Genomic DNA, 26,619 nt, shown 5'->3' with positions numbered 1-26,619 from the left:
GAATGACAGTATAGAATAGAACGGAAGGAAATCATGCCTACAAATAGGAATAATGATATGATGGTTTATTGCTCATTTTGTGGCAAAAGCCAAGAAGAAGTACAAAAAATAATCGCAGGTAACAACGCCTTTATCTGTAATGAATGTGTGGAGTTAGCCCAGGAAATCATTCGTGAGGAGTTGGCGGAAGAAGTCTTGGCAGACTTGTCTGAAGTTCCAAAACCAATCGAACTCCTCCATATCTTGAACCACTATGTAATTGGTCAAGATCGTGCCAAACGTGCCTTGGCAGTGGCAGTTTACAACCACTACAAACGCATCAATTTCCACGATACGCGTGAAGAGTCAGAAGATGTGGATTTGCAGAAGTCAAATATCTTGATGATTGGCCCAACTGGTTCAGGGAAAACTTTCCTGGCCCAGACCTTGGCTAAGAGCTTGAATGTGCCTTTTGCGATTGCGGATGCAACAGCTCTTACTGAGGCTGGTTATGTGGGTGAGGACGTGGAAAATATCCTCCTCAAACTATTGCAGGCTGCTGACTTTAACATTGAACGTGCAGAGCGTGGCATTATCTATGTGGATGAAATTGACAAGATTGCTAAGAAGAGCGAGAACGTATCGATCACACGTGACGTTTCTGGTGAAGGGGTGCAACAAGCCCTTCTTAAGATTATCGAGGGAACAGTTGCCAGCGTACCGCCTCAAGGTGGACGTAAACATCCACAACAAGAGATGATTCAAGTGGATACTAAAAATATCCTCTTCATCGTGGGTGGTGCCTTTGATGGTATTGAAGAAATCGTCAAACAACGTCTGGGTGAAAAGGTTATCGGATTTGGTCAAAACAATAAAGCGATTGATGAAAACAGCTCTTACATGCAAGAAATCATCGCAGAAGATATTCAAAAATTTGGTATTATCCCTGAGTTGATTGGACGTTTGCCTGTCTTTGCTGCTCTTGAGCAATTGACGGTTGATGACTTGGTTCGTATCTTGAAAGAGCCAAGAAATGCCTTGGTTAAACAATATCAAACCTTGCTTTCTTATGATGATGTCGAGTTGGAATTTGACGACGAAGCCCTTCAAGAAATCGCCAATAAGGCCATCGAACGGAAGACAGGTGCGCGTGGTCTTCGCTCAATTATTGAAGAAACCATGCTAGACGTCATGTTTGAAGTACCGAGTCAGGAAAATGTGAAATTGGTTCGCATCACAAAAGAAGCTGTCGATGGAACGGATAAACCAATCTTGGAAACAGCCTAGAGGTGACTATGGAAATCAATACACACAATGCTGAAATCTTGCTCAGTGCGGCTAATAAATCCCACTATCCGCAGGATGAACTGCCAGAGATTGCTCTAGCAGGGCGTTCAAATGTTGGTAAATCTAGCTTTATCAATACCATGCTGAACCGCAAGAATCTAGCCCGAACATCAGGTAAACCTGGTAAAACCCAGCTCCTGAACTTCTTTAATATCGATGATAAGATGCGCTTTGTGGATGTGCCTGGTTATGGCTATGCCCGTGTTTCTAAAAAGGAACGTGAAAAGTGGGGGCGCATGATTGAGGAGTACCTAACGACTCGGGAAAATCTCCGTGCAGTGGTCAGTCTAGTTGACCTTCGTCATGACCCGTCAGCAGATGATGTGCAGATGTACGAATTTCTTAAGTATTATGAGATTCCAGTCATCATTGTGGCGACCAAGGCAGACAAGATTCCACGTGGTAAATGGAACAAGCACGAATCAGCAATCAAAAAGAAATTAAACTTTGACCCAAGTGACGACTTTATCCTCTTTTCATCTGTCAGCAAGGCAGGGATGGATGAAGCTTGGGATGCAATCTTAGAAAAATTGTGAGGAAAAGAAAATGGCAAAAACAATTCATACAGACAAAGCTCCAAAGGCTATTGGACCATATGTTCAAGGAAAAATCGTTGGCAACCTTTTGTTTGCTAGTGGTCAAGTTCCCCTATCTCCTGAAACTGGGGAAATCGTTGGAGAAACGATCCAAGAACAGACAGAACAAGTCTTGAAAAACATCGGTGCTATTTTGGCAGAGGCAGGAACTGACTTTGACCATGTTGTCAAAACAACTTGTTTCTTGAGTGATATGAACGACTTTGTTCCTTTTAACGAGGTTTACCAAACGGCCTTTAAAGAGGAATTTCCAGCTCGTTCAGCTGTGGAGGTAGCTCGTCTTCCTCGTAATGTAAAAGTCGAAATCGAAGTCATCGCAGAGATTGGATAAGCTAGTTGAAGTTTGGTTCTGCCAAACTTCTTTTGATATAAGGAGAAAAAGATGACAAAGAAACAACTTCACTTGGTGATTGTGACAGGGATGAGTGGTGCAGGGAAAACTGTAGCCATTCAGTCTTTCGAGGATTTGGGATATTTCACTATTGATAATATGCCGCCAGCTCTCTTGCCTAAGTTTTTGCAGTTGGTGGAAACAAAGGAAGACGACCATAAGTTGGCCTTGGTAGTGGATATGCGTAGCCGTTCTTTCTTTTCCGAGATTCAAACTGTTTTGGATGAGTTGGAAAACAAGGAAGAACTGGACTTTAAAATTCTCTTTTTGGATGCAGCTGATAAGGAATTGGTCGCGCGTTACAAGGAAACTAGACGAAGTCACCCTCTAGCTGCAGATGGACGGATTTTGGATGGAATAAAACTGGAGCGTGAGCTCTTGGCGCCTTTGAAAAACATGAGCCAAAATGTGGTGGATACGACTGAACTGACTCCTCGTGAGCTGCGTAAAACCATTGCAGAGCAGTTTTCTGATCAAGAGAAAGCTCAGTCTTTCCGTATTGAAGTTATGTCTTTTGGCTTTAAATACGGAATCCCAATTGATGCGGATTTAGTTTTTGATGTCCGATTCTTGCCAAATCCATATTATCTTCCAGAACTGAGAAACCAAACGGGTGTGGATGAACCTGTTTATGATTATGTCATGAACCATCCTGAGTCAGAAGACTTCTATCAACATTTATTGGCCTTGATTGAGCCGATTTTGCCAAGTTACCAAAAGGAAGGTAAGTCCGTTTTGACCATTGCCATGGGTTGTACGGGTGGGCAACACCGTAGTGTGGCCTTTGCTAAACGCTTGGCGCAGGACTTATCCAAGAATTGGCCTGTTAATGAAGGGCATCGCGACAAAGACCGAAGAAAGGAAACGGTAAACCGTTCATGAGAAAACCAAAGATAACGGTGATTGGTGGAGGGACTGGGATTCCTGTCATTCTTAAGAGTCTGCGGGAAAAAGATGTGGAAATCGCAGCTATCGTAACGGTGGCAGATGATGGTGGTTCTTCAGGTGAACTCAGAAAAAATATGCAGCAGTTGACACCGCCAGGCGATCTCCGTAATGTCCTTGTGGCCATGTCGGATATGCCTAAATTCTATGAGAAAGTCTTTCAGTATCGCTTCTCTGAAGATGCTGGAGCCTTTGCTGGCCATCCATTGGGCAATCTCATTATCGCTGGCCTGTCAGAAATGCAGGGTTCGACCTACAATGCCATGCAGTTGCTGAGCAAATTTTTCCATACAACTGGAAAGATTTATCCTTCCAGTGACCATCCTTTGACCCTACACGCAGTCTTTCAGGATGGGACAGAAGTGGCTGGAGAGAGTCATATTGCAGACCATCCAGGCATGATTGACCATGTCTATGTGACCAATACCCTCAATGATGATACGCCTCTGGCTAGCCGTCGAGTAGTGCAGACCATTCTTGAAAGTGACATGATTGTCCTCGGACCTGGTTCTCTCTTTACCTCGATTTTGCCCAATATCGTGATTAAGGAAATCGGGCAGGCGCTTTTGGAAACCAAGGCAGAAATCGCCTATGTCTGCAATATCATGACCCAACGTGGGGAGACGGAACACTTTACAGATAGTGACCATGTGGAAGTCTTGCATCGTCACCTTGGCCGACCTTTTATCGACACTGTCTTGGTGAATATCGAAAAAGTGCCTCAGGAATACATGAATTCCAACCGTTTTGATGAATACTTGGTGCAGGTGGAACATGATTTTGCTGGTCTTTGTAAGCAAGTTCCGCGTGTGATTTCATCCAACTTCCTTCGTCTGGAAAATGGGGGTGCCTTCCACGATGGAGATTTGATCGTGGATGAGTTGATGCGCATTATAAAGGTGAGAAAATGAGTTTCACAGTAGCAGTAAAAGAAGAAATTCTAGGTCAGCACCATCTGAGCCGGCATGAATTATCTGCCATTATCAAGATGTCTGGTAGCATCGGTCTTTCGACTTCGGGCTTGACCTTGTCTGTCGTGACAGAAAATGCCAAACTGGCTCGGCACCTCTATGAGTCCTTTCTCCATTTCTACGAAATCAAATCGGAAATCCGACACCACCAACGGAGCAATCTTCGTAAGAATCGGGTCTATACCGTTTTTACAGATGAAAAGGTGCAGGACTTATTGAGTGATTTGCACTTGGCAGACTCCTTCTTTGGTCTGGAAACAGGTATTGACGAGGAGATTTTATCAGACGAGGAAGCAGGTCGTGCCTATCTCTGTGGTGCTTTCTTGGCAAATGGAAGCATTCGTGACCCTGAGTCAGGTAAGTACCAGTTGGAAATCAGTTCTGTTTATTTGGACCACGCGCAAGGGATTGCCTCTCTTCTCCAGCAGTTTTTACTGGATGCTAAGGTTCTTGAGCGTAAGAAGGGAGCTGTGACCTATCTCCAGCGAGCCGAAGATATTATGGACTTCTTGATTGTCATCGGAGCCATGAAGGCGCGTGATGATTTTGAGCGAGTTAAGATTTTACGAGAAACCCGTAACGACCTTAATCGTGCTAATAATGCTGAAACGGCGAATATTGCTCGGACAGTTTCTGCCAGCATGAAGACCATCAACAATATCAGTAAAATCAAAGATATCATGGGCCTAGAAAATCTACCAGTAGATTTGCAGGAGGTAGCGCAGTTGCGAATTCAGCACCCAGATTACTCTATCCAGCAGTTAGCAGATAGTCTCAGCACTCCTCTGACCAAAAGTGGTGTTAACCACAGACTCAGAAAAATCAATAAGATAGCCGATGAGTTATAAAGATATAAAACACCTCTTTCTTGACAATTAAATAGAGTATGTGAGATAATAAAGGGGAATTGAGAAGTTCTAGCATTTTAGTGCTAACAGAAATCCCCTCGGTACTGCAATACTGAGGGGATTTTTTTCTGGGTTAGATAGCACTAACCAGGAAGGTTACTTGTCGAAGTGATCGTCTAACCAACGAGTCACCAGCCATGAGATGATACTCTCGATGACTGCGATAAGTACTATTTTGAGAAGTTCTAGCATCTGTAATACCTCCTTTTCCAAGGCGTATTGTTAGTGCCGTCCCTATTATATCACATGTTTTATCAGTTTGATAGGCATTTTTATTTTTGTTAAAGAAGGGGGAAATATGAGCTAACAAATTAGCCGATGAACTATAAAACCACGAATCCTATGTGACTCGTGGTTCTTTTTCTATAAACTAGTAGAGTGTTTTGGTTGTACTTTTTGTTCTGGGTCGATGTAGTTAATGGCATTGTTAACAGCGGTTGGTGCTTCTCCAAGCCCTGTCGCAATCAGATCAATTTTTCCGTCATAGTAGCAACAGTCACCGATAGCATAGATACCTGCTTGGCTAGATTCTTGCTTGCTATTGACGATAATCTTGTGACGGTTGAGGTCCAGACCCCAGTTTTTAAGGTTACCAACAGAAGATTTGAAACCATAGTTGACAAAGAGGTGGTCTAGGTCAATAGTTTCTGTTTCATCAGATTTGACTTTTGTGATTTCAAGTTTATCGAGTGTTTTTCCATCTCCAAGGAGTTGGCTAGGGACGAATGGTGTCTTGATGATCACAGAAGATTCCTGCAAAGCTTGGACACTGTGTTCCAAGGCGCGGAAATTATCTCTGCGGTGAACAAGGGTAGTTGGTGCAATTTTTTCAAAAGCCAAAGCCCAATCAACAGCTGAGTCCCCACCACCCAGAATCGTCACTTTCTTACCAGCATATTGCTGAATGTTAGAAACGTGGTAGTGGATATTTTCATAGCCCTCAACGCCTTCTAGTTCCAGCGGACGTGGTTTGAAGGCACCACCCCCCATAGCAATGATAACAGTTTTAGACAGATGACTTCCTTTAGAAGTTGTGATGACAAATCCTTCTTCTTGTTTTTCAATCTCAAGAACCGTTTCGTTGAGATGAATAGGGGTATCAAAGCCATTTAATTGCTCGATTAGACGGTTAGTCAACTCTTCTCCAGTCAGGTTTGGGAAACCCGGGACGTCTAAAATTTCCTTTTCAGGGTAGAGAATAGCAGGTTGTCCACCTAGTTGGGGAAGAGAGTCGATGATTTGAACCTTGGCTTGGCGTAGGTGGGCATAGAAGGCCGCAAAAAGACCGACAGGACCACCACCTACAATGGTAATATCATAGAGTTGAGACATGGTTTCTCCTTTGTTTTTTCTAGTCATACTCTTCGAAAATCTCTTCAAACCACGTCAGCGTCGCCTTACCGTACTCAAGTACAGCCTGCGGCTAGCTTCCTAGTTTGCTCTTTGATTTTCATTGAGTATCAGTTTATTTTATCATATTTTTTCTTTAATTTAAAATGAAGTAGGATAGGGAAAAAAATGTCAGAAAAATGGTATAATAGAAAGGAACGTGTTTGGACAGAGAGGAGACAGCAGATGAACTTTCAACAATTATCCAACCTGCAATATTGGACTAGCTTGTTTTCTAGTCCTTGGAGTATTGCCATCAATCTGTTTGATATTTTGATTGTGGCCTATATTTTATATCGTTTTACAAAAGCGATAGCTGGCACCAAGATTATGATTTTGGTGCGTGGGGTCGTGATCTTTGTATTAGCCCAGGTTGTGGCCAATATCCTTGATTTAACAACGATTTCTTGGTTGATTAATCAGATTATCACCTATGGGGTTATTGCTGCGGTTGTTATCTTCTCTCCAGAGATTCGGACTGGTTTGGAACGCTTGGGAAGGGCGACAGATTTCTTTTCTACTGCTCAAATTAGTGCAGAGGAGCAAATGATTCGTGCCTTTGTCAAGTCGGTTGAATATATGAGTCCTCGTAAGATTGGTGCTCTGGTTGCCATCCAACGAGTTCGGACCTTACAAGAATACATTGCGACAGGGATTCCTTTGGATGCCAATATTTCAGCTGAACTCCTTATTAATATCTTTATCCCCAACACTCCCCTACACGATGGTGCTGTGATTATCAGAGAAAATCGAATAGCAGTAACCTCTGCCTATCTTCCCTTGACAGAAAGCACAGGGATTTCCAAGGAATTTGGGACCAGACACCGGGCGGCTATCGGTTTGTCAGAAGTATCCGATGCCTTGACCTTCATCGTCTCAGAGGAAACAGGAGGCATTTCTATTACCTATAACGGTGTTTTCAAGCACGACTTGACGATTGAAGAATTTGAAGCAGAGCTACGAGCAATTCTTTTGCCAGCTGTTGAGGAAAAAGTCAGTTTCAAGGACCGTTTGCTAGGAGGTTGGAAATATGAGAAAAAATAGTCTATATATCATCTCATCTCTTTTTTTTGCTTGTGTCTTATTTATCTATGCAACGTCAACCAACTTTCAAAATAGCAATACCGCAAGGCAGGTCAAATCAGAAACCTACACCAATACGATAACGAACGTTCCTATCGATATCCACTATGATAATGAACAGTATTTCATTAGCGGATTTGCATCAGAAGTTTCAGTGGTATTAACCGGAGCTAATCGTGTGACCTTGGCCAGCGAAATGCAGGAGAGCACTCGTAAGTTTAAGGTAACTGCTGATTTGACGGATGCCAGTATTGGAACAATTGAAGTTCCCTTAAATATTGAAAATCTTCCAAGTGGATTGACTGCTGTGGCAACGCCTCAAAAGATTACAGTGAAAGTTGGGAAGAAGGTTAAACGAGATGGGATGATTGTTGTGCCACAAGTTGACCAAAGCCAGATTGATCCGAAGCTACAACTTGATAGTGTAACCGTGTCAAATGAACGCGTTTCGGTCACAACTGACCAAGAAACATTAGCTAAGATTGACAAAATTATTGCACTTTTACCAACCAGCGAACGCATAACAGGTAATTACAGTGGTTCGGTACCTTTGCAGGCAATCGACCGTAATGGTGTTGTCTTACCGGCAGTTATTACTCCGTTCGACACAACAATGAAGGTGACTACAAAACCAGTAGCACCAAGTTCAAGTACATCAAATTCAACAACAAGCAGTTCGTCGGAGACATCTTCGTCATCGAAAGCAACTAGTTCAAAAACGAATTAAAAATAGGAAAAGGATTTTATAAAAATGGGTAAATATTTTGGGACTGATGGAGTCCGTGGAGAAGCTAACGTAGAATTAACGCCAGAATTGGCCTTTAAACTAGGACGTTTTGGAGGCTATGTTCTTAGCCAACATGAAACGGAAGCACCGAAAGTTTTTGTAGGACGTGACACACGTATTTCAGGGGAAATGCTAGAATCTGCCTTGGTGGCAGGTCTCCTCTCTGTAGGGATTCACGTCTACAAACTTGGTGTTTTGGCAACACCAGCAGTAGCTTACTTGGTTAAAACTGAAGGGGCAAGTGCCGGTGTCATGATTTCTGCTAGCCACAACCCAGCCCTTGATAATGGGATTAAGTTCTTTGGTGGTGATGGTTTCAAACTAGATGATGAAAAAGAAGCAGAAATTGAAGCCCTGCTAGATGCTGCAGAAGACACTCTGCCACGTCCAAGTGCTGAAGGCTTGGGAACCTTGGTAGATTATCCAGAAGGCTTGCGTAAGTATGAAGGATATCTTGTTTCAACTGGAACTCCTCTTGAAGGAATGAAGGTTGCCTTGGATACGGCCAATGGTGCAGCGTCTACAAGTGCCCGTCAAATCTTTGCAGATCTTGGCGCTCAATTGACGGTTATCGGGGAAACACCAGATGGTCTTAACATCAACCTTAATGTTGGTTCAACCCACCCAGAAACCCTTCAAGAAGTGGTCAAAGAAAGTGACTCAGCTATCGGTTTGGCTTTTGACGGAGACAGTGACCGTTTGATTGCTGTCGATGAGAATGGCGATATCGTCGATGGTGACAAGATTATGTACATCATCGGAAAATACCTTTCTGAAAAAGGACAATTGGCGCAAAATACAATCGTGACAACCGTTATGTCTAACCTTGGTTTCCACAAGGCCTTGGATCGTGAAGGCATTAACAAGGCAGTCACTGCAGTTGGCGATCGTTACGTTGTTGAAGAAATGCGAAAATCAGGCTACAACCTTGGTGGTGAACAGTCTGGTCACGTCATCTTGATGGATTACAATACAACAGGTGATGGCCAATTATCTGCTGTTCAATTGACCAAAATCATGAAGGAAACTGGTAAGAGCTTGTCAGAGTTGGCAGCAGAAGTAACCATCTATCCACAAAAATTAGTCAATATCCGAGTGGAAAATGCCATGAAGGAAAAGGCTATGGAAGTGCCAGCTATCAAGGTTATCATCGAGAAGATGGAAGCTGAAATGGCGGGGAATGGCCGTATCCTTGTTCGCCCAAGTGGAACAGAGCCTCTTTTGCGTGTTATGGCAGAAGCGCCTACAACAGAAGAAGTGGACTACTATGTTGATACCATCGCAGACGTAGTTCGAGCTGAAATCGGGATTGACTAAATCCTAGAAAACTAGATGAAAATAAAAAATTATGGTACAATAGCTTATAATATTGTAGCCGAGGGAGAAAGACATGAATCTTAAACGTGAACAAGAATTTGTTAGTCAGTATCATTTTGATGCGCGTAATTTTGAATGGGAAAATGAAAATGGAGCTCCTGAAACTAAGGTGGATGTGAACTTCCAACTAATTCAACATGACCAAGAAAATCAAGTGACTTCCTTGATTGTTGTCTTGAGTTTTATGATTGTATTTGATAAATTTGTCATCAGTGGAACCATTTCACAGGTGAACCATATCGATGGTCGTATTGTTAACGAGCCAAGTGAATTGAACCAAGAAGAAGTGGAAACCTTGGCTCGTCCATGTTTGAACATGCTCAACCGTTTGACTTATGAAGTAACTGAGATTGCATTAGACTTACCAGGAATCAATTTGGAGTTCTAATATGAAATTAGCTGTTATCACAGATTCCTCTGCCTATCTCAGTGCAGATACCTTGCAAAGAGAAGATTTATTTGTCTTGGATATTCCTGTTAATATTGATGGTGAGGAGTATGTCGAAGGTATCAATCTGACTGCTGAGGAGTTTTACCAAAAAATGGCTCAGGCTTCTGAATTGCCTAAGACCAGTCAACCAAGTATTGCCAAGTTAGATGAGATTCTAACTTCGCTCAAAGAACAAGGTTATACACATGCTTTGGGGCTTTTCCTATCTTCTGGAATTTCAGGTTTTTACCAAAATATCCAGTATATGATAGAAGAATATGAGGGTTTAACTATTGCTTTCCCAGACACTTTGATTACAAGTGCTCCTCTGGGTATCATGGTTGAAAGTGTCTTTAACTGGCGAGACCAGGGCGATGACTTTGCCATTATTCAGGATAAGCTAGCTATTCAGATTAGTCACACATCTGCTTTCATCATGGTGGATGACTTGGACCACTTGGTTAAAGGGGGACGCCTTTCAAATGGAGCTGCGATTTTGGGCAATCTGCTAAGCATTAAGCCGATTCTTTATTTTAATGACCAAGGTGTGATTGAAGTGTACGAAAAAGTTCGTACTGAAAAGAAAGCAACCAAGCGTTTAATTGAGATTATCAAGGAAGCAACAGCTTCAGGCCAATACCGTATCATTGTCATTCACGGGAATGCTCCTGAAAAGGCTGAAGAATTGCGTCAGCACTTGCTAGATTCTGAAGTGGGTACGGATATTTCACTTGCTACATTTGGTAGTGTCATTGGAACACACCTAGGAGCAGGAAGTATTGCTCTGGGTTATATTCCAGTGATTTAGTTAGCACTTCTAGACTAGTTAAGAAGGCTTGTATCTTAGAAATTGAACACGGACTACCTGCCTCTTGAAAAAAGATGTCTGTCTTGCCTTTTGTGGAAAGTCAGCGCCATCCCCTATTTTTCACGGGCAGCTAAGGCCCTTTGTATCTTGATAATTGAACACGCCTGGAACCCTCTGTGAAAAAGATAGTTCTTCCAAGGAGGGAGGAGACACTCCTTGATTAGAACTCCTATTTTCACTCTATGTTCTTACAGGCTTTGTATCTTAGAAATTGAACACGGACTACCTGCCTCTTGAAAAAAGATGCCTGTCTTGCCTTTCATGGAAAGTCAGCGTCATTCCCTATTTTTCAAGGGCAGCTATCGTCCTTTGTATCTTAGTCAGGAGTAGAGATGAGTATTCGAGTAATTATTGCTGGTTTTAAGGGAAAGATGGGTCAGGCTGCTTGTCAGATGGTCTTGGCTGATCCAGACTTGGACTTGGTAGCAGTTTTGTATCCCTTTGAGTCTGAATCAGAATGGCAGGGTATTCCTGTTTTCAAGGATAAGGCTGATTTAGCAGGCTTTGAAGCGGATGTCTGGGTAGACTTTACTACTCCAACTGTTGCCTATGAAAATACACGCTTTGCTCTTGAAAATGGCTTTGCTCCAGTGGTTGGGACAACAGGTTTCACGAGTGAAGAAATTGCAGAGCTAAAAGCATTTTCTCGTGCTCAAGATTTGGGTGGCTTGATCGCTCCTAACTTTGCCTTGGGTGCTGTTTTACTCATGCAATTTGCAAGGCAGGCTGCTAAATATTTCCCAAATGTGGAGATTATCGAGCTCCATCATGACAAGAAAAAGGATGCTCCGAGTGGAACAGCTATTAAAACAGCTGAGTTAATGGCAGAAGTTCGAGAGTCTACCCAGCAAGGTGCGCCTGATGAAGAAGAATTGATTGCAGGTGCTCGTGGTGCTGACTTTGATGGCATGCGGATCCACTCAGTACGTTTGCCAGGCTTAGTAGCCCATCAGGAAGTCATCTTTGGCAATCAGGGAGAAGGATTGACACTCCGTCATGACTCCTATGATCGCAGCTCCTTCATGACAGGGGTGAATTTGGGAATTAAAGAAGTTGTCAAGCGTCATGAGCTTGTCTATGGATTAGAACACTTATTATGAGATTAACGCAAATGCCTTCTGAATTTCAGAAGGCTTTACCAGTATTAGAAAAAATTAAAGAAGCAGGTTTTGAGGCCTATTTTGTTGGGGGCTCTGTTCGAGATGCCCTCCTCAATCGTCCCATTCATGATGTGGATATTGCGACGTCTTCTTATCCAGAAGAAACCAAGCAGATTTTTCCGCGAACAGCCGATATCGGAATCGAGCATGGAACCGTCTTAGTTTTAGATGGGGATGAGGAGTATGAGGTAACCACCTTTCGGACAGAGGATGTCTATGTGGACTATCGCAGACCCAGTGCGGTCTCCTTTGTGCGCTCGCTAGAAGAAGACCTCAAGCGCCGTGATTTCACAGTCAACGCCTTTGCCTTGGACGATACAGGAGAAATCATTGACTTGTTCCATGGTTTAGAAGATTTAGAAAATCAAGTTTTGCGGGCGGTTGGAGTGGCAAGTGAGCGTTTCAACGAAGATGCTTTGCGGATTATGCGTGGCTTCCGTTTTCAGGCCAGTCTTGGCTTTGAGCTTGAGTCAGAAACATTTAAAGCTATGAAGACTTTGACGCCACTTTTGGAGAAAATTTCTGTGGAGCGTACCTTCGTTGAGTTTGATAAACTCTTGCTGGCTCCATTTTGGAGAAGGGGCTTGACTTCCATGATTGAGAGTCAAGCTTATGATTATCTCCCTGATATGGCAGCTAGCCAGGACGAGCTTAACAGACTGTTTGATTTGGAGACTGATTTCACCTTTGAATCTTCAGAGCAAGCCTGGGCTGCTCTACTGTGGGCTTTGGAGATTGAAAATGCGCAGCCATTTTTGAAGGCTTGGAAGACCTCACGTCAGTTTGCTAAGCAAGTTCAGGATTTACTGACTATTTTGACCTTGCGTGAAAAGGGAGAATTGAGCAAGCGCGATTGTTACCGCTTTGACTTGGCTTTGCTTTTACAGGCTGAAAATCTTCGTCAAGCCCAAGGAAAAGAAGTCAACCCACAAGCAATTACAGAAACTTACCAGAGTTTGACCATTCATGATAAGAAAGAAATTCAGATTAATGGTGGCATTTTGATTAAGGAATATGGCTATCAACCAGGCCCAGACTTGGGAGAGATTTTAACAGAGATTGAATATGCCATTGTCGATGGAGAATTGGAAAATGACCGCCAAGCCATCCATGCTTATCTGAAGGAGAAAAAATGAGTGATTTTATCGTTGAAAAACTAAGTAAATCCGTCGGTGACAAGACCGTTTTTAAGGATATTTCCTTTATCATCCATGACTTGGATAGAATTGGTTTAATCGGTGTTAATGGAACTGGCAAGACTACCCTTTTGGATGTCCTTTCTGGTGTTTCTGGCTTTGATGGGGATGTCAGTCCCTTTTCAGCTAAGAATGATTACCAGATTGGTTACTTGACACAGGATCCTGATTTTGATGATAGCAAGACGGTCTTGGATACGGTCCTATCTAGCGACCTCAAGGAAATCCAGCTCATTCGTGAGTATGAGCTCCTCATGCTCAACTACAGTGAGGACAAGCAGGCGCGTTTGGAACGGATCATGGCAGAGATGGATTCCCTCCAAGCTTGGGAAATTGAGAGTCAGGTCAAGACGGTTCTCAGCAAGTTGGGTATTCAGGACTTATCTACTCCTGTTGGGGAATTGTCAGGTGGTTTAAGAAGACGGGTCCAGTTGGCGCAAGTTCTCCTTGGCAACCATGACCTCTTGCTTCTGGATGAGCCGACCAACCATCTGGACATTGCGACCATTGAGTGGCTGACCCTCTTTTTAAAAAATTCTAAGAAAACCGTCCTTTTTATCACCCATGATCGCTATTTCTTGGACGCTTTGTCAACACGGATTTTCGAGTTGGATCGCGCAGGCTTGACAGAGTATCAAGGGAATTATCAGGACTATGTTCGCCTTAAGGCGGAACAGGATGAACGCGATGCGGCTCTTCTCCACAAAAAGGAACAACTCTATAAGCAAGAATTGGCCTGGATGCGTAGACAACCGCAGGCGCGTGCGACCAAGCAACAGGCTCGTATCAATCGTTTCCACGACCTGAAAAAGGAAGTTTCAGGCGGCGTTGCTGAGACAGACTTGACTATGAACTTTGAAACCAGTCGGATTGGGAAGAAAGTCATCGAGTTTCAGGATGTTTCATTTGCCTATGAAAACAAGCCTATTTTGCAAGATTTTAATCTCTTGGTGCAGGCCAAAGACCGTATCGGAATTGTTGGGGACAACGGTGTTGGGAAATCAACTCTCCTTAACCTGATTGCAGGAAGTCTTGAGCCGACAGCAGGACAAGTTGTGATTGGGGAAACTGTTCGCATCGCCTATTTCTCTCAGCAAATTGAGGGTTTGGATGAAAGCAAGCGAGTGATCAATTACTTGCAGGAAGTGGCAGAAGAGGTCAAGACCAGCGGTGGTTCTACAACTTCGATTGCAGAGCTGCTGGAGCAGTTCCTTTTCCCACGTTCGACGCATGGAACCTTGATTGAGAAATTGTCTGGGGGAGAGAAAAAACGCCTTTATCTCCTCAAACTGCTCTTGGAAAAACCAAATGTTCTTCTTTTAGACGAGCCAACCAATGATTTGGATATTGCAACCTTGACAGTTTTGGAGAATTTCTTGCAAGGATTTGCGGGACCTGTTTTGACAGTTAGTCACGACCGCTATTTCTTGGATAAGGTGGCGACCAAGATTCTCGCATTTGAGAATGGTAAAATTCGTCCTTTCTTTGGTCATTACACCGACTATCTTGATGAAAAAGCCTTTGAAACAGAGATGGCCAATCAAGTGCAAAAGGCTGAAAAGGAGAAAGTGGTCAAGTTTCGTGAAGACAAGAAACGCATGACCTATCAAGAAAAGCAGGAGTGGGCAAGCATTGAAGGTGATATTGAAGCCTTGGAAAATCGTATCGCTGCTATTGAAGAGGAAATGCAGGCCAACGGCTCTGACTTTGGTAAGTTGTCTACTCTTCAAAAAGAACTGGATGAGAAAAACGAAGCACTCCTTGAAAAATACGAACGCTATGAATACCTAAGTGAGTTTGATAGTTAGAAGAATAGAAAAATCCCGTCTTATGGACAGGATTTCTCTATTCTTTTTTGGTTTCTTGATGAAAGATATTTTGCCAGGTTTCGTGGCGTCGCCAGATACTGGTATGGACGATGCCATCTAATTCATAGCAGATGAGTTTGGTCTTTTGACTGATGGAAGTGATTTGAATGTCTTTGATAGCAGAATTCAAGTCTTTTTCGGCTTTATAGGCCTCTTTATCCATCTGCTCTCCATCTTGACGAATATAGACAAAATCGTCAGCCAAGAGTTCTTCCAGTTGATTTCCTTGGTCAATCAATTGTTCGCGCATAAGCAATTTTTTGTAGACATTGTCTAAAATTTCATCCTCAGGGATAGGCGCTGGCTCAATATGGACATCGGTATCAAAGACGCCAAAACGTTCCTCCAGCATAGACTCGACTTGATCCGCGATTTCATGACTCTCAAAAACCGACAAGTCAGGATTCATTTCTAGCGTAATATCAAGATAAATGTTGCTACCGTAGGTGCGACCTCTTTGGGACTTAACCTTGCTGATTTTGGGAATTTCCATGATGGCCTTTTGATAATCCTCAAGCAGACGGTCGTCAAAACCATCTGAAAGACTAAAGGAAGACTCGATAAAGATATCATAGGCAGTTTTCAAGATAAAGAAAGTGATGACGATGGCAACCAGTTTATCCACAATCGGATAATTAAAGCTGCTAGCCAGGATGGCAATGGTAGTACCAAGTGAGGTGACAGCATCAGAAAGATTGTCCTGGGCGGCAGCCTTCAGTGCTTTGGAGTTGGATTTCTTACTGAGGCGAGTGTTATAGAGATAAACCACAAACATAATCGCTGCAGAAATGATTCCTAGAGTGGCACCAAGAGGATCAATGACTGTTTCTTCACGACTGATAATCTTTTGAATGGTATCCCTCAGCACATCAAAGCCAACATAGAACATGATGATAGAAGTGACCAAGCTAGCCAAATCCTCAATCTTCCAGTGACCAAAACGGTGGTCTCGGTCAGCAGGTTGGCGCGCCATTCGAATCCCAATCAAGAGGGCTACATTTCCAATGATGTCGGACACGTTGTTAAAACCATCGGCTACCAAACTGGATGAATGAAGGAGATGTCCAGTAGCCAATTTTGCTGCAGACAAGAGCAGGTAGGTCGAAATACTGATAATGGCACCACGTTCCGCCAACTTGAGATTTGAAATAGATTGCTTCATTCAACTTCCTTTCTAGTCACATAGCATTCTACCATTATACTGGTTTTCAAGGGAAAATTCAAATAAGGCAGTTTTTACTCTTTGAAAACTTTTCAAAATTTGGTATAATAGTACTACTCAAGGGAGTAGCTGGCAGAAACCTGTGATAGTGTCGTCATTCCGAATTTTATACTGAAGAGTATGCTTTCCGGCCCTATCTTAAACAGCGAGACTTGTTATGATTAACAGGTCTCTTTTTGTTTATCGTGAAAAGATACGATGAGAAAAAGAGAGTCTGTTTTGCACACAATGTCAAGGAGGAGACACATGTCAAAAGAACAAAAACGCCAAGCGTTTTACATTCAAAGTCCTGAAGAGGTCTTGAAGGCTGTGGATGCGACCGAGCAAGGTTTGTCATCAAGCGAGGCAGAAAAACGCCTTGCTGAATTCGGCCACAATGAACTCGAAGAAGGAGAGAAACGATCAATCCTGGTCAAATTCATCGAGCAATTTAAGGATTTGATGATTATCATCCTAGTTGCGGCAGCAATCTTGTCAGTCGTGACTTCTGGTGGGGAAGATATCGCAGATGCTATTATCATCCTAGCTGTGGTTATCATCAATGCTGCCTTTGGTGTTTACCAAGAAGGAAAAGCAGAAGAAGCCATCGAAGCCCTCAAATCTATGTCAAGTCCAGCTGCCCGCGTTCTTCGCGATGGTCACATGGCGGAGATTGACTCTAAAGAATTGGTACCTGGAGATATCGTTGCCCTCGAAGCAGGTGATGTAGTGCCAGCAGACCTACGTTTACTAGAAGCCAACTCTCTTAAAATTGAAGAAGCAGCTCTTACAGGTGAGTCTGTGCCAGTCGAAAAAGACTTGTCAGTCGAGCTTGCTGCAGATGCTGGTATTGGTGATCGTGTCAATATGGCTTTCCAAAACTCAAATGTGACTTATGGTCGTGGTCTTGGAGTTGTTGTCAATACAGGTATGTACACGGAAGTTGGTCATATCGCTGGCATGCTCCAAGATGCAGATGAGACAGACACACCACTTAAACAAAACTTGAACAACCTTTCTAAGGTCTTGACTTATGCAATTTTGGTCATTGCCCTTGTTACTTTTGTAGTTGGTGTTTTCATTCAAGGGAAAAATCCACTCGGTGAGTTGATGACCTCTGTTGCCCTTGCCGTTGCAGCCATTCCAGAAGGTCTCCCAGCTATCGTAACTATCGTTCTTGCCCTCGGTACTCAAGTTTTGGCTAAAAGAAACTCTATCGTTCGTAAGTTGCCAGCTGTAGAAACTCTTGGTTCAACAGAAATCATCGCTTCTGACAAGACTGGTACGCTGACTATGAACAAGATGACCGTCGAAAAAGTCTTCTACGATGCGGTTCTACATGACTCAGCTGATGACATTGAACTAGGTCTTGAAATGCCCCTGCTTCGTTCAGTTGTCTTGGCCAATGATACGAAAATTGATGTGGAAGGAAACTTGATTGGTGATCCAACCGAAACAGCCTTTATCCAATATGCTTTGGACAAGGGCTACGATGTCAAAGGATTTTTAGAGAAATATCCTCGTGTGGCTGAGTTGCCATTTGATTCTGAACGTAAGCTCATGTCAACAGTTCATCCACTTGCAGATGGACGCTTCCTCGTAGCTGTTAAAGGTGCGCCAGACCAACTCTTGAAACGTTGTGTTCTTCGTGATAAGGCTGGGGATATTGCTCCGATTGATGAGAAGGTTGCAAATCTCATCCATACAAACAACTCTGAAATGGCTCACCAAGCCTTGCGTGTCCTTGCTGGTGCTTATAAGATTATTGACAGCATTCCAGAAAACCTTATTTCTGAAGAGCTTGAAAATGATTTAATCTTTACTGGTTTGATTGGGATGATTGACCCTGAACGTCCTGAGGCAGCTGAGGCTGTTCGTGTGGCTAAGGAAGCGGGAATTCGTCCAATCATGATTACGGGTGATCACCAAGACACTGCAGAAGCTATTGCCAAACGTTTGGGAATCATTGATGCAAACGATACAGAAGGTCACGTTTTAACTGGTGCTGAGCTCAACGAACTGTCAGATGAAGACTTTGAAAAAGTAGTTGGTCAATACTCTGTTTATGCCCGTGTGTCTCCAGAACACAAGGTTCGTATCGTCAAGGCTTGGCAAAAACAAGGTAAAGTCGTTGCTATGACAGGTGATGGTGTCAATGATGCGCCAGCTTTGAAAACAGCAGACATCGGTATCGGTATGGGAATCACTGGTACAGAGGTTTCTAAGGGGGCTTCTGACATGATTCTTGCAGATGATAACTTTGCGACTATTATTGTTGCAGTTGAAGAAGGACGTAAGGTCTTCTCAAACATTCAAAAGACTATCCAGTACCTACTTTCTGCCAATACTGCTGAAGTATTAACCATCTTCCTATCAACCTTGTTTGGTTGGGACGTCTTGCAGCCAGTTCATCTTTTGTGGATCAACTTGGTAACAGATACCTTCCCAGCTATCGCTCTTGGTGTTGAACCTGCTGAGCCTGGTGTCATGAATCATAAACCACGTGGACGCAAGGCAAGCTTCTTCTCAGGTGGTGTTTTGAGTTCTATCATCTATCAAGGTGTACTCCAAGCAGCTATTGTTATGAGTGTTTATGGTCTTGCGATTGCTTACCCAGTACATGTGGGTGATAATCATGCTATTCATGCGGATGCCCTTACTATGGCTTTTGCAACCCTTGGTTTGATTCAGCTCTTCCATGCCTACAATGTCAAGTCTGTCTACCAATCCATCTTGACAGTTGGCCCATTCAAGTCTAAGACCTTCAACTGGTCCATCTTGGTATCCTTTATCCTTCTTATGGCAACAATCGTTGTAGAACCGCTTGAAGGTATCTTCCACGTAACCAAACTAGACTTGTCACAATGGGGAATCGTTATAGGCGGAAGCTTCTCAATGATTATCATCGTCGAAATCGTTAAATTTATCCAACGTAAACTCGGCTTTGACAAGAATGCGATTTAAAAAAAGTCATCTTCGGATGGCTTTTTTAAATAACTTTAAAAAGAATAGAAAAAACTTTAAAAAAGAGATGTTAAATGTAATGCCGCTTACTAAAATATTAGGTATAAGAATAGTAAATAATAACTTAGGGGGAAATCATGGGAAGTAAAAAATGTATTTACTCTATCCGTAAATTGAGTTTGGGTGTTGCTTCAGTTGTTGTGGCTTGTGGTTTAGGTTTTTTAGCTGGCTCTGTTGGGAGTGTATCTGCAGATGAAACGCTCGCAGCTAGTCATATCTTAGAAACAGACAAACCTTCTAGCGAAAGCATTGACAAGGATAAGTCTGTCGAGGGTTCAGAAAAAGAAGCTACTGCTTCAGAAGAGCAACATTTTGAAGAAAAACATTTAGATACACCTAAAGTGACTGAAAAGGAATCTCGTGTTGAATTTAATTATATTGATGAATCAACAGGGAAAAAACTTTTTTCAGATGAGCGTACTGGTAAGGTGGGAGAGGATCTTCACTACGATACGAGAAAGAAAATTAGTGAGTTCAAATGGAATGGCTATGTATTGGTTGAAGATGGTTATTTGAAAACGGATGAATCGAAGAAGCTGTTTCAAGATGATCAGACTCCGCAAACGTATACTATTAAATTAACTCCAAAACATGAAGTGATTAGCTTACAAAACCAGACTAATCCTAAGTCAAATGAAGAGGTGGAAGCTGGTGTTGTCGATAGTCCTAAGTGGCCTGCAGATGCTGAAAAGATCAGAACCAATCAAGAAAGGCCTTTAGAGAGAACGATTCAAAGAATCATTAAATATAAATATAAGAATAATGGTAAAGAAGCCTTTGCTGAGAAAAAACAAAGTATTTCCTTTGAACGCTATGCGACTGTTAATCTTGTTACTAAGGAAATTTCCTATTCTAACTGGAAAATAAAACAGGAGCATATTAAAAATCAAACAGCCAAGATTAGCTATGTGGATATCAGTGAAAACAAGCTACTGAAGGAAGATACAGTTACTGGGGAATCTGGTTATCCTATTGAATACAGTACGCTAAAAACGATTAGTGACTACAAGCGACAAGGATACGATCTTGTATCAAGTGATTATGATCGAGGTTTACAATATTTTGACCAAGATAGTAAGACTGGTCAAATATTTAAGGTTGCTTTAACCCCTCGCCTAGAATTTATTTATCCTGAAGATAGAATTCCAACTGCTCATAAAAAAGTTGATGAGGATGTTCAAGATTCACCTTTATGGCCTGCCAGTGTTTCTAAAATCGTCAATAAAAAATCTATTGACCGAAACATTGCTTATCGAGATTTTGTGACACATGATAAGGTTGCTGAAGATCGAAATGATCAAGTTGATTTCAAACGCGTTGCCAAGGTTGATTTTGTAAGAGGAGACCTTTATTATCGTGATTGGACGAGTGATCAACCAAATCTATCTAAAGTAGCGACACCACTGCTAAAAGGCTTGGTGGCAGATAAAGAAGCAGTTGCAGAGAAAACAGTGGCAGTAACAGATCCTGTAATTAGGGAAACTGTTTACTACAAACAATTAGGAAAATGGATAGCCATTTCTCCAACTGCAAATGAGAATGTGGCTTTGATTCAATATCCCAATGACCAAGATGGTAATCCTGCTAAAGCAGGTCTTGCTAGCAATCCAGGTTTAGGAACAATCCCTTATCTTAAAGGTTATAAGGCTGTGACATCAGCTACTGATTTGGTGTTGAAGGATTCTTCGCATCCAGAATTGGGTTACTTATTACCTGAAGTACCAGAAGATTTTACAAAAGACACAATAATCAATTATCTACCTGTGAAAGCTACTGAGCCAGAACCACCAAGAGGTAATCAACCCAAGATGCCAGAGGCTCCAACCCCTGAGGAGCCAAAGAACCCAGCAGTACCGACGGTAGATCAACCTAAGGATCCTGAAAAGCCAACACCTGAGGACCCTAAACAGCCGGAAATGCCAACTGCTGAGCAACCAAAAACTCCAGCAAGTCCAGTACCTGCGGAGCCAAAGCGCCCCGAAGTTCCAGCTGTTGCTCAACCTAAGGTTCCCGAAAAACCATCCCCTAAGGAACCCAAGCAACCTGAAGTTCCGACTGCTGAGCAACCAAAGACTCCAGCAAGTCCAGCGCCTGAGGAGCCAAAGCACCCAGAAACTCCAATAATAAGTGAAACAAAGGAAGCTGGTAAACTACCAGAGACAGCTAGTCATGATTCTATTTTGCTAGTAGTCGGATTCTTATCAGCCCTATCTGGCGTCCTATTGTTTAAAGTTAAAAAAGATTAAGAATTTACAAATAGAAAAAAAGTCATCTTCGGATGGCTTTTTGCTACAGTTTAGGGAAAGGGCTTGCAGTTATCGGCTTTTGTGCTATAATTGCTATAATATAGTAAAAAGTAAGTGGAGTGTGAGGAAGTGGAGAAGAAAATTGTAAAGGATATTTTGTTTTTATCTCAGGTGTCTCAGCCGGCAAGTCAGGAAGACCTTTATCTTGCTAGAGATTTGCAGGATACGCTTTTAGCAAATCGTGAGACTTGTGTCGGTCTGGCTGCCAATATGATTGGGGTGCAGAAGCGCGTGATTATCTTTAATCTTGGCTTGGTTCCTGTGGTCATGTTTAACCCAGTGCTCCTGTCCTCTGAAGGAGTTTATGAGACAGAGGAAGGTTGTTTGTCCTTGACAGGTGTGAGACCTACTAAGCGTTATGAAACTATAAGGGTTGCCTATTGTGACAGCAAGTGGCAGGAACAGACCATTACTTTGACAGGCTTCCCGGCTCAGATTTGCCAGCATGAACTGGATCACTTGGAAGGACGAATCATTTAGGAGGAAAGCAAATGAAACGAATAGTCTTTGAACTTATTTTTATCGCAACGACCTGGTATATCTTTTTACCGCCTCTTAACCTGACCAGCTGGGAATTTCTCTTCTTCCTCTGTGGGCATTTGCTGGTTGTGGCAGTCTTATTTGGCTTTGGCAAGGGAATCAATTTAGTCAAAACGGTTCATGTGCGCCACGGCAAGGCAGAAGCTGCCTTAAATCTAGAGGGTTTCAAAATCAATCGGTTAGGGAAAATCCTTTTAGCTTCTATTGGAGGAATTCTTCTCTTGGCAGCTTTGGTTTCCTTGGTGACTTCTAGCATTTTTCAGGCTAAGAATTATGCCAATGTAGTCACGGTTACTGAAAAAGACTTTACTGAATTTCCTAAGACTGACACCAGTAAGGTTCCTATTTTAGATAGAAGTACTGCTGAAAAAATTGGTGACCGCTACTTGGGTTCCCTAACGGATAAGGTGTCGCAGTACGTAGCGGCAGACACCTATACCCAATTGACGATTGATGGGAAGCCTTATCGGGTTACACCCTTAGAATATGCAGATCCTATCAAGTGGTTTAATAATCAAGCTAAGGGAATCGGCGAATATATCAAGGTGGACATGGTAACCGGTAATGCGGACTTGGTGGACTTGAAGACACCAATCAAGTATTCGGACTCGGAGTATTTTAACCGTGATGTCAAGCGTCACCTGCGCTTGAAGTATCCAACCAAAATTTTCAAAACTCCATCTTTTGAGGTGGACGATGAGGGCAATCCTTTCTATGTAGCGACGGTTTACCAAAAGCAATTTGGACTTGCAGTTCCTCGTCCTGTTTCAGTCATTATCTTGGATGCTACAAATGGAGAAACCAAGGAATACAGCTTGTCAGATGTTCCAGAATGGGTGGACAGGGTCTATCCAGCTGAGGAAACCATTGAACAAATCAACTACAACGGCAAGTACAAGGACGGTTTCTGGAATGCCATGATTTCCAAGAAAAACGTGACCCAGACTACCAAGGGCTATAATTACTTGTCTATCGGCAATGACATCTATCTCTACACAGGTGTGACGTCGGCCAATGCAGATGAAAGTAATCTTGGCTTCATTCTTGAAAATATGCGAACAGGGGAAATCACGAAGTATAGCTTGGCTTCTGCGACTGAAGAATCCGCCCGTGAATCAGCCGAAGGTGCTGTTCAGGAAAAATCCTACAAGGCAACTTTCCCAATCCTCATCAACCTCAATGACAAGCCTCTCTACATCATGGGCTTGAAGGACAATGCTGGCTTGGTCAAAGAGTACGCTCTGGTAGACGCAGTCGAGTACCAAAATGTTATCGTAGCTACTACAGTAGAAGAACTGCTCAGCAAGTACGCCAATAAAAACGACCTTGAGATTGATAATGAAACGACAGAGAATATCAAGGGTGTGGTAGCAGACCTTAAATCAGCTGTTATCAAAGGAGACACCGTCTACTTCTTTAAAGTTGATGGCAAGATTTACAAGGTCAAGGCCTCTGTATCAGATGACCTCCCTTACCTTGAAAATGGTAAAAACTTCGAAGGTCAAGTAGGAAAAGACAATTATCTCAAGACATTTAAAGTGCAGTAATACTCTTCGAAAATCTCTTCAAACCACGTCAACTTTATCTGCAACCTCAAAGCTGTGCTTTGAGCAACCTGCGGCTAGTTTCCTAGTTTGCTCTTTGATTTTCATTGAGTATAAAACAGCTTTCTTTAAAAAGTATATGTTATGATAAGATAAATTAATACTAATGGAGGACAACAAATGGGTTTTTATGTGATGGTTGTTTCAATGTTACTCGGACTGCTCGCTTTGAAGATAGGTTTTTCTCAGTTCAAGGAGAAAAAAGATAAATTCTTATCTATCTTAACAAGTTTAGCTGGCCTAGCCCTTGTTCTCGTGGCTGTCTGGTTAGGATGGCCCAAATAAATAGAGAAGCCTCGGTCAAACCGAGGTTTTTCAGATGAATTTCTTGGTAGCGGCAAAAAAATATGCTACACTATTAATATGAAAATTTTAATCCCTACAGCAAAAGAAATGAACACAGACTTGCCAAGTATCGAAGCAACTTCTTTAAAACCAGAAAGCCAGGCCGTGCTGGATGCCTTGGCCCGCTATTCTGCTAGTCAATTGGAGAGTTTTTACAAAGTTTCAGCCGAGAAAGCTGCGGAAGAATTTCAATATATCCAAGCTTTGAAAAGGCAAACTGCTCAACACTACCCAGCCTTAAAACTTTTTGATGGGCTGATGTACCGTAATATCAAGCGAGACAAACTGGACGAGGCAGAACAAGCCTATCTTGAAAATCATGTCTTTATTACTTCGGCTTTGTACGGAGTCGTTCCAGCCTTGTCGCCTATGTCCCCTCACCGTTTGGACTTTTTGATGAAGTTAAAAGTCGCTGGTAAGACTTTGAAGATCCATTGGAAGACAGCCTATGATGAGACTATGAATGGTGAAGACCTAATTTTCTCCCTCTTGTCATCAGAATTTGAGACTGTATTTTCTAAGGAAATCAGAGAAAAGATGGTGACCTTCAAATTCATGGAGGACAAAGGTGGTCAGCTGAAAATTCACTCAACTATCTCCAAGAAAGCGCGTGGTGCCTTCCTGACAGCCCTTATAGAAAATCAAGTACAGACGGTGGAAGAAGCTCGTCGCTTAAGCTTTGCAGGATTTAACTACCGAGAAGACCTGTCACAGCCACAGGAATTGGTTTTTGTAAAGGAAGTATAGAAAATAGATAAAAGAAAAAGTCAGCAGAATTATGCTAACTTTTTTCTATCTTATAAAGTATTGGATATATGAATCTCATTTGATAAAGTATTAAGATGATTAACCAAATCCATTATTGACAGATGATTTTGACAAATAAACTTCTTGGTAATTCCTGGAATATAGAAATTAGACACGATGATATCATAACCTGTCTGATTTAAAATCTCAGGGCTTGTTTCTAATTCATCCCAAGTATCAAAGGTGAATCGATTGTTACAATAGTATGTAAGCATATCCTTTAAAGTAAGTGATAGGGCGTGGTCAAAGTTACTGATAATCAAAACCTTGATAGGTGGTCGATTTTCTAACAACTGAGTAGAGAGGTTTTCAGCATGGGTTAAGATGGTGTACATCAAGTGTTCCAACTGTTCAGGATGGTCATGCTGTCCAATCGCCTGACGGTATTGGGCTAGTTCTTGACGTGTACTCCCCATAAAGTCTGGGAAGTAAACTTCAAATTTTTTAATCGTCAATGCTTTTTGTTCAAATAAGATTGGGGTAGAAAAGATTTCCTGTCTTTCAAAGAAAGCAGTGTTGTGCAAATGCCAAATAAGCTCATCGTGGTTGGTAAAAGTAATCTTATATTGTTTTGATAGGCGTTCTAATATTTGACTAAGTAATTGGTATGAGTATCTAGCTTCACTGTTTTCTTCTAATGAATTAAAGAACTCTTGAGGATCTAAGAAAAGATTGTTTTGAATAAAGGAAATAAAAATTTGTGCGATGATATCTGGAGTGATTTCCAGTCCCAGTTTTTCAGAAAAATGGACAAGTATCTCCTCAAAGTTTGGAATACTCATCAAAAGAGGGTAGTATTCATCGTTAAAATGATTGGATAAGTCGACGAAATGACCACTTTTGATGCGGTAAATACTGATAGCTATCATCAATTTATACATTCTATAAATTGAAAATCGCATCGGGTAATCGTGATTTTATAGAAGAAATCAGCAAACTCTGTTAAATCCTCTTCAGGAAGGTCAGGAAAAGGCCAGTCTAGGAAATAATAGCGCTCAGAAAAATATTGGGCAAAAAAATAGCGAATATCGATTTCATTCCCACGTATTTCGGATGGAGTAAATGATAGTTCAATTTGGAATTGAGTTGACAGAGTTTTTGTAATATTTCTGCCCAATCGATAGAGGTTGGCATTACTAGAGTGAAGATTTTCTATTGTTCGATAAATAGGTAGGCCCTCATTAAAAAACAGATACTCTAGTAATTGAAAAGATTGAGAATGAGCAAGAAAATATTGATAAATATCTTCAACGCTAGTATTAACTTCTAAATCTATCATAATTCCGTTAACAGAAGATTGGATGTCAATAGTTGGAAAAGCAGCACGTAATTCATTTAAATCACTTTTTAGAATTCGTTCTGTACATCCTAACTTTTCGGCAAGTTCATGCAATTTCAACCAATCGCGATGTTGAATTAGGGTTTCCATTAAACGTAATTGTCGCTGATTTTTCGTAGATAAAAGGTTACGCATATAGGTATTTTCCTCCTATTTTC

22 protein-coding genes and 1 pseudogene are annotated in these 26,619 nt (G+C 42.0%); 20 read left to right on the top strand and 3 right to left on the bottom strand.

The window, feature by feature from the left end; all coding sequences use genetic code 11:
• The first annotated feature begins 33 nt into the window (after positions 1-33).
• The 6 genes from clpX to whiA are packed head-to-tail and all read left to right on the top strand — an operon-like array spanning position 34 to position 5,077.
• Positions 34-1,266 carry an ATP-dependent Clp protease ATP-binding subunit ClpX gene (gene clpX, locus QMQ21_RS06775; RefSeq protein WP_012972566.1) on the top strand — a complete coding sequence of 411 codons (1,233 nt, stop codon included), beginning with the start codon at positions 34-36 and terminating at the stop codon, positions 1,264-1,266.
• Between the two features lie 8 nt (positions 1,267-1,274).
• A complete protein-coding gene (yihA, locus tag QMQ21_RS06770; protein WP_000405202.1) occupies positions 1,275-1,862 on the top strand; it encodes a ribosome biogenesis GTP-binding protein YihA/YsxC in 588 nt (195 codons plus the stop codon).
• A gap of 10 nt (positions 1,863-1,872) precedes the next feature.
• Positions 1,873-2,253, top strand: coding sequence for a RidA family protein (locus QMQ21_RS06765; protein ID WP_033685401.1), 381 nt, complete (start codon positions 1,873-1,875; stop codon positions 2,251-2,253).
• Positions 2,254-2,304: 51 nt separating this feature from the next.
• Entirely contained in the window at positions 2,305-3,195 is an 891-nt protein-coding gene (gene rapZ, locus QMQ21_RS06760; RefSeq protein ID WP_094753754.1) for an RNase adapter RapZ, read from the top strand.
• Entirely contained in the window at positions 3,192-4,169 is a 978-nt protein-coding gene (locus QMQ21_RS06755; protein ID WP_023943688.1) for a YvcK family protein, read from the top strand. The genes rapZ and QMQ21_RS06755 overlap by 4 nt, the downstream gene beginning before the upstream one ends.
• Entirely contained in the window at positions 4,166-5,077 is a 912-nt protein-coding gene (gene whiA, locus QMQ21_RS06750) for a DNA-binding protein WhiA (protein ID WP_004257845.1), read from the top strand. Before QMQ21_RS06755 ends, whiA begins: the two co-directional genes overlap by 4 nt.
• Positions 5,078-5,500: 423 nt before the next feature.
• Here the strand turns inward: whiA and QMQ21_RS06745 are convergent, their stop codons facing one another.
• Entirely contained in the window at positions 5,501-6,469 is a 969-nt protein-coding gene (locus QMQ21_RS06745; RefSeq protein ID WP_000081015.1) for an NAD(P)/FAD-dependent oxidoreductase, read from the bottom strand.
• Positions 6,470-6,712: 243 nt separating this feature from the next.
• Between QMQ21_RS06745 and cdaA the strand changes: the two genes are divergently transcribed.
• From cdaA to QMQ21_RS06705, 8 genes are all read left to right on the top strand, one after another.
• Complete coding sequence (gene cdaA / locus QMQ21_RS06740) at positions 6,713-7,570, top strand: diadenylate cyclase CdaA (RefSeq protein ID WP_001011069.1); 858 nt, start codon at positions 6,713-6,715, stop codon at positions 7,568-7,570.
• Positions 7,557-8,336 carry a CdaR family protein gene (locus tag QMQ21_RS06735; protein ID WP_033686543.1) on the top strand — a complete coding sequence of 260 codons (780 nt, stop codon included), beginning with the start codon at positions 7,557-7,559 and terminating at the stop codon, positions 8,334-8,336. Before cdaA ends, QMQ21_RS06735 begins: the two co-directional genes overlap by 14 nt.
• Positions 8,337-8,360: 24 nt before the next feature.
• Positions 8,361-9,713, top strand: a complete 1,353-nt coding sequence (gene glmM, locus QMQ21_RS06730) for a phosphoglucosamine mutase (protein WP_023948132.1) — start codon at positions 8,361-8,363, stop codon at positions 9,711-9,713.
• A gap of 73 nt (positions 9,714-9,786) precedes the next feature.
• Positions 9,787-10,161 carry a DUF1149 family protein gene (locus QMQ21_RS06725; RefSeq protein WP_001050081.1) on the top strand — a complete coding sequence of 125 codons (375 nt, stop codon included), beginning with the start codon at positions 9,787-9,789 and terminating at the stop codon, positions 10,159-10,161.
• A 1-nt stretch (position 10,162) separates the two neighbouring features.
• Positions 10,163-11,011, top strand: a complete 849-nt coding sequence (locus tag QMQ21_RS06720) for a DegV family protein (RefSeq protein ID WP_261035047.1) — start codon at positions 10,163-10,165, stop codon at positions 11,009-11,011.
• A 392-nt stretch (positions 11,012-11,403) separates the two neighbouring features.
• A complete protein-coding gene (dapB, locus tag QMQ21_RS06715) occupies positions 11,404-12,171 on the top strand; it encodes a 4-hydroxy-tetrahydrodipicolinate reductase (protein ID WP_261814144.1) in 768 nt (255 codons plus the stop codon).
• Positions 12,168-13,367 (top strand): CCA tRNA nucleotidyltransferase, encoded by a 1,200-nt coding sequence (locus tag QMQ21_RS06710; RefSeq protein WP_261814143.1) that lies wholly within the window; start codon positions 12,168-12,170, stop codon positions 13,365-13,367. The genes dapB and QMQ21_RS06710 overlap by 4 nt, the downstream gene beginning before the upstream one ends.
• The gene (locus QMQ21_RS06705) at positions 13,364-15,235 is read left to right on the top strand and encodes an ABC-F family ATP-binding cassette domain-containing protein (protein WP_261814142.1); all 1,872 of its coding nucleotides are present in this window, start codon (positions 13,364-13,366) and stop codon (positions 15,233-15,235) included. Before QMQ21_RS06710 ends, QMQ21_RS06705 begins: the two co-directional genes overlap by 4 nt.
• Before the next feature lie 37 nt (positions 15,236-15,272).
• On the opposite strand, the gene mntE is transcribed toward QMQ21_RS06705, so the two are convergent.
• Positions 15,273-16,457: a CDF family manganese efflux transporter MntE gene (gene mntE, locus QMQ21_RS06700; RefSeq protein WP_261814141.1), complete on the bottom strand. Its 1,185-nt coding sequence runs from the start codon at positions 16,455-16,457 to the stop codon at positions 15,273-15,275.
• Positions 16,458-16,763: 306 nt separating this feature from the next.
• Here mntE and QMQ21_RS06695 point away from each other — a divergent pair, with 306 nt between their 5' ends.
• The 6 genes from QMQ21_RS06695 (at position 16,764) to yaaA (ending at position 25,062) form a co-directional block, all read left to right on the top strand.
• Positions 16,764-19,460, top strand: a complete 2,697-nt coding sequence (locus tag QMQ21_RS06695) for a cation-translocating P-type ATPase (RefSeq protein WP_261814140.1) — start codon at positions 16,764-16,766, stop codon at positions 19,458-19,460.
• A gap of 137 nt (positions 19,461-19,597) precedes the next feature.
• Positions 19,598-21,766: a mucin-binding protein gene (locus QMQ21_RS06690; protein WP_261814139.1), complete on the top strand. Its 2,169-nt coding sequence runs from the start codon at positions 19,598-19,600 to the stop codon at positions 21,764-21,766.
• A 129-nt stretch (positions 21,767-21,895) separates the two neighbouring features.
• Complete coding sequence (locus QMQ21_RS06685; RefSeq protein WP_078237849.1) at positions 21,896-22,306, top strand: peptide deformylase; 411 nt, start codon at positions 21,896-21,898, stop codon at positions 22,304-22,306.
• Between the two features lie 11 nt (positions 22,307-22,317).
• Positions 22,318-23,913, top strand: a complete 1,596-nt coding sequence (locus QMQ21_RS06680; protein ID WP_261814138.1) for a hypothetical protein — start codon at positions 22,318-22,320, stop codon at positions 23,911-23,913.
• A 177-nt stretch (positions 23,914-24,090) separates the two neighbouring features.
• Entirely contained in the window at positions 24,091-24,255 is a 165-nt protein-coding gene (locus QMQ21_RS06675) for a YczI family protein (RefSeq protein ID WP_261814137.1), read from the top strand.
• A 78-nt stretch (positions 24,256-24,333) separates the two neighbouring features.
• Complete coding sequence (yaaA, locus tag QMQ21_RS06670) at positions 24,334-25,062, top strand: peroxide stress protein YaaA (RefSeq protein ID WP_261814136.1); 729 nt, start codon at positions 24,334-24,336, stop codon at positions 25,060-25,062.
• Between the two features lie 50 nt (positions 25,063-25,112).
• Here the strand turns inward: yaaA and pclR are convergent.
• A pseudogene (pclR, locus tag QMQ21_RS06665) lies at positions 25,113-26,596 on the bottom strand (virulence transcriptional activator PclR).
• Positions 26,597-26,619 lie beyond the last annotated feature (23 nt).

It is taken from the genome of Streptococcus bouchesdurhonensis, assembly GCF_948472335.1.
This window is presented reverse-complemented; position numbering and strand designations above follow the sequence as displayed.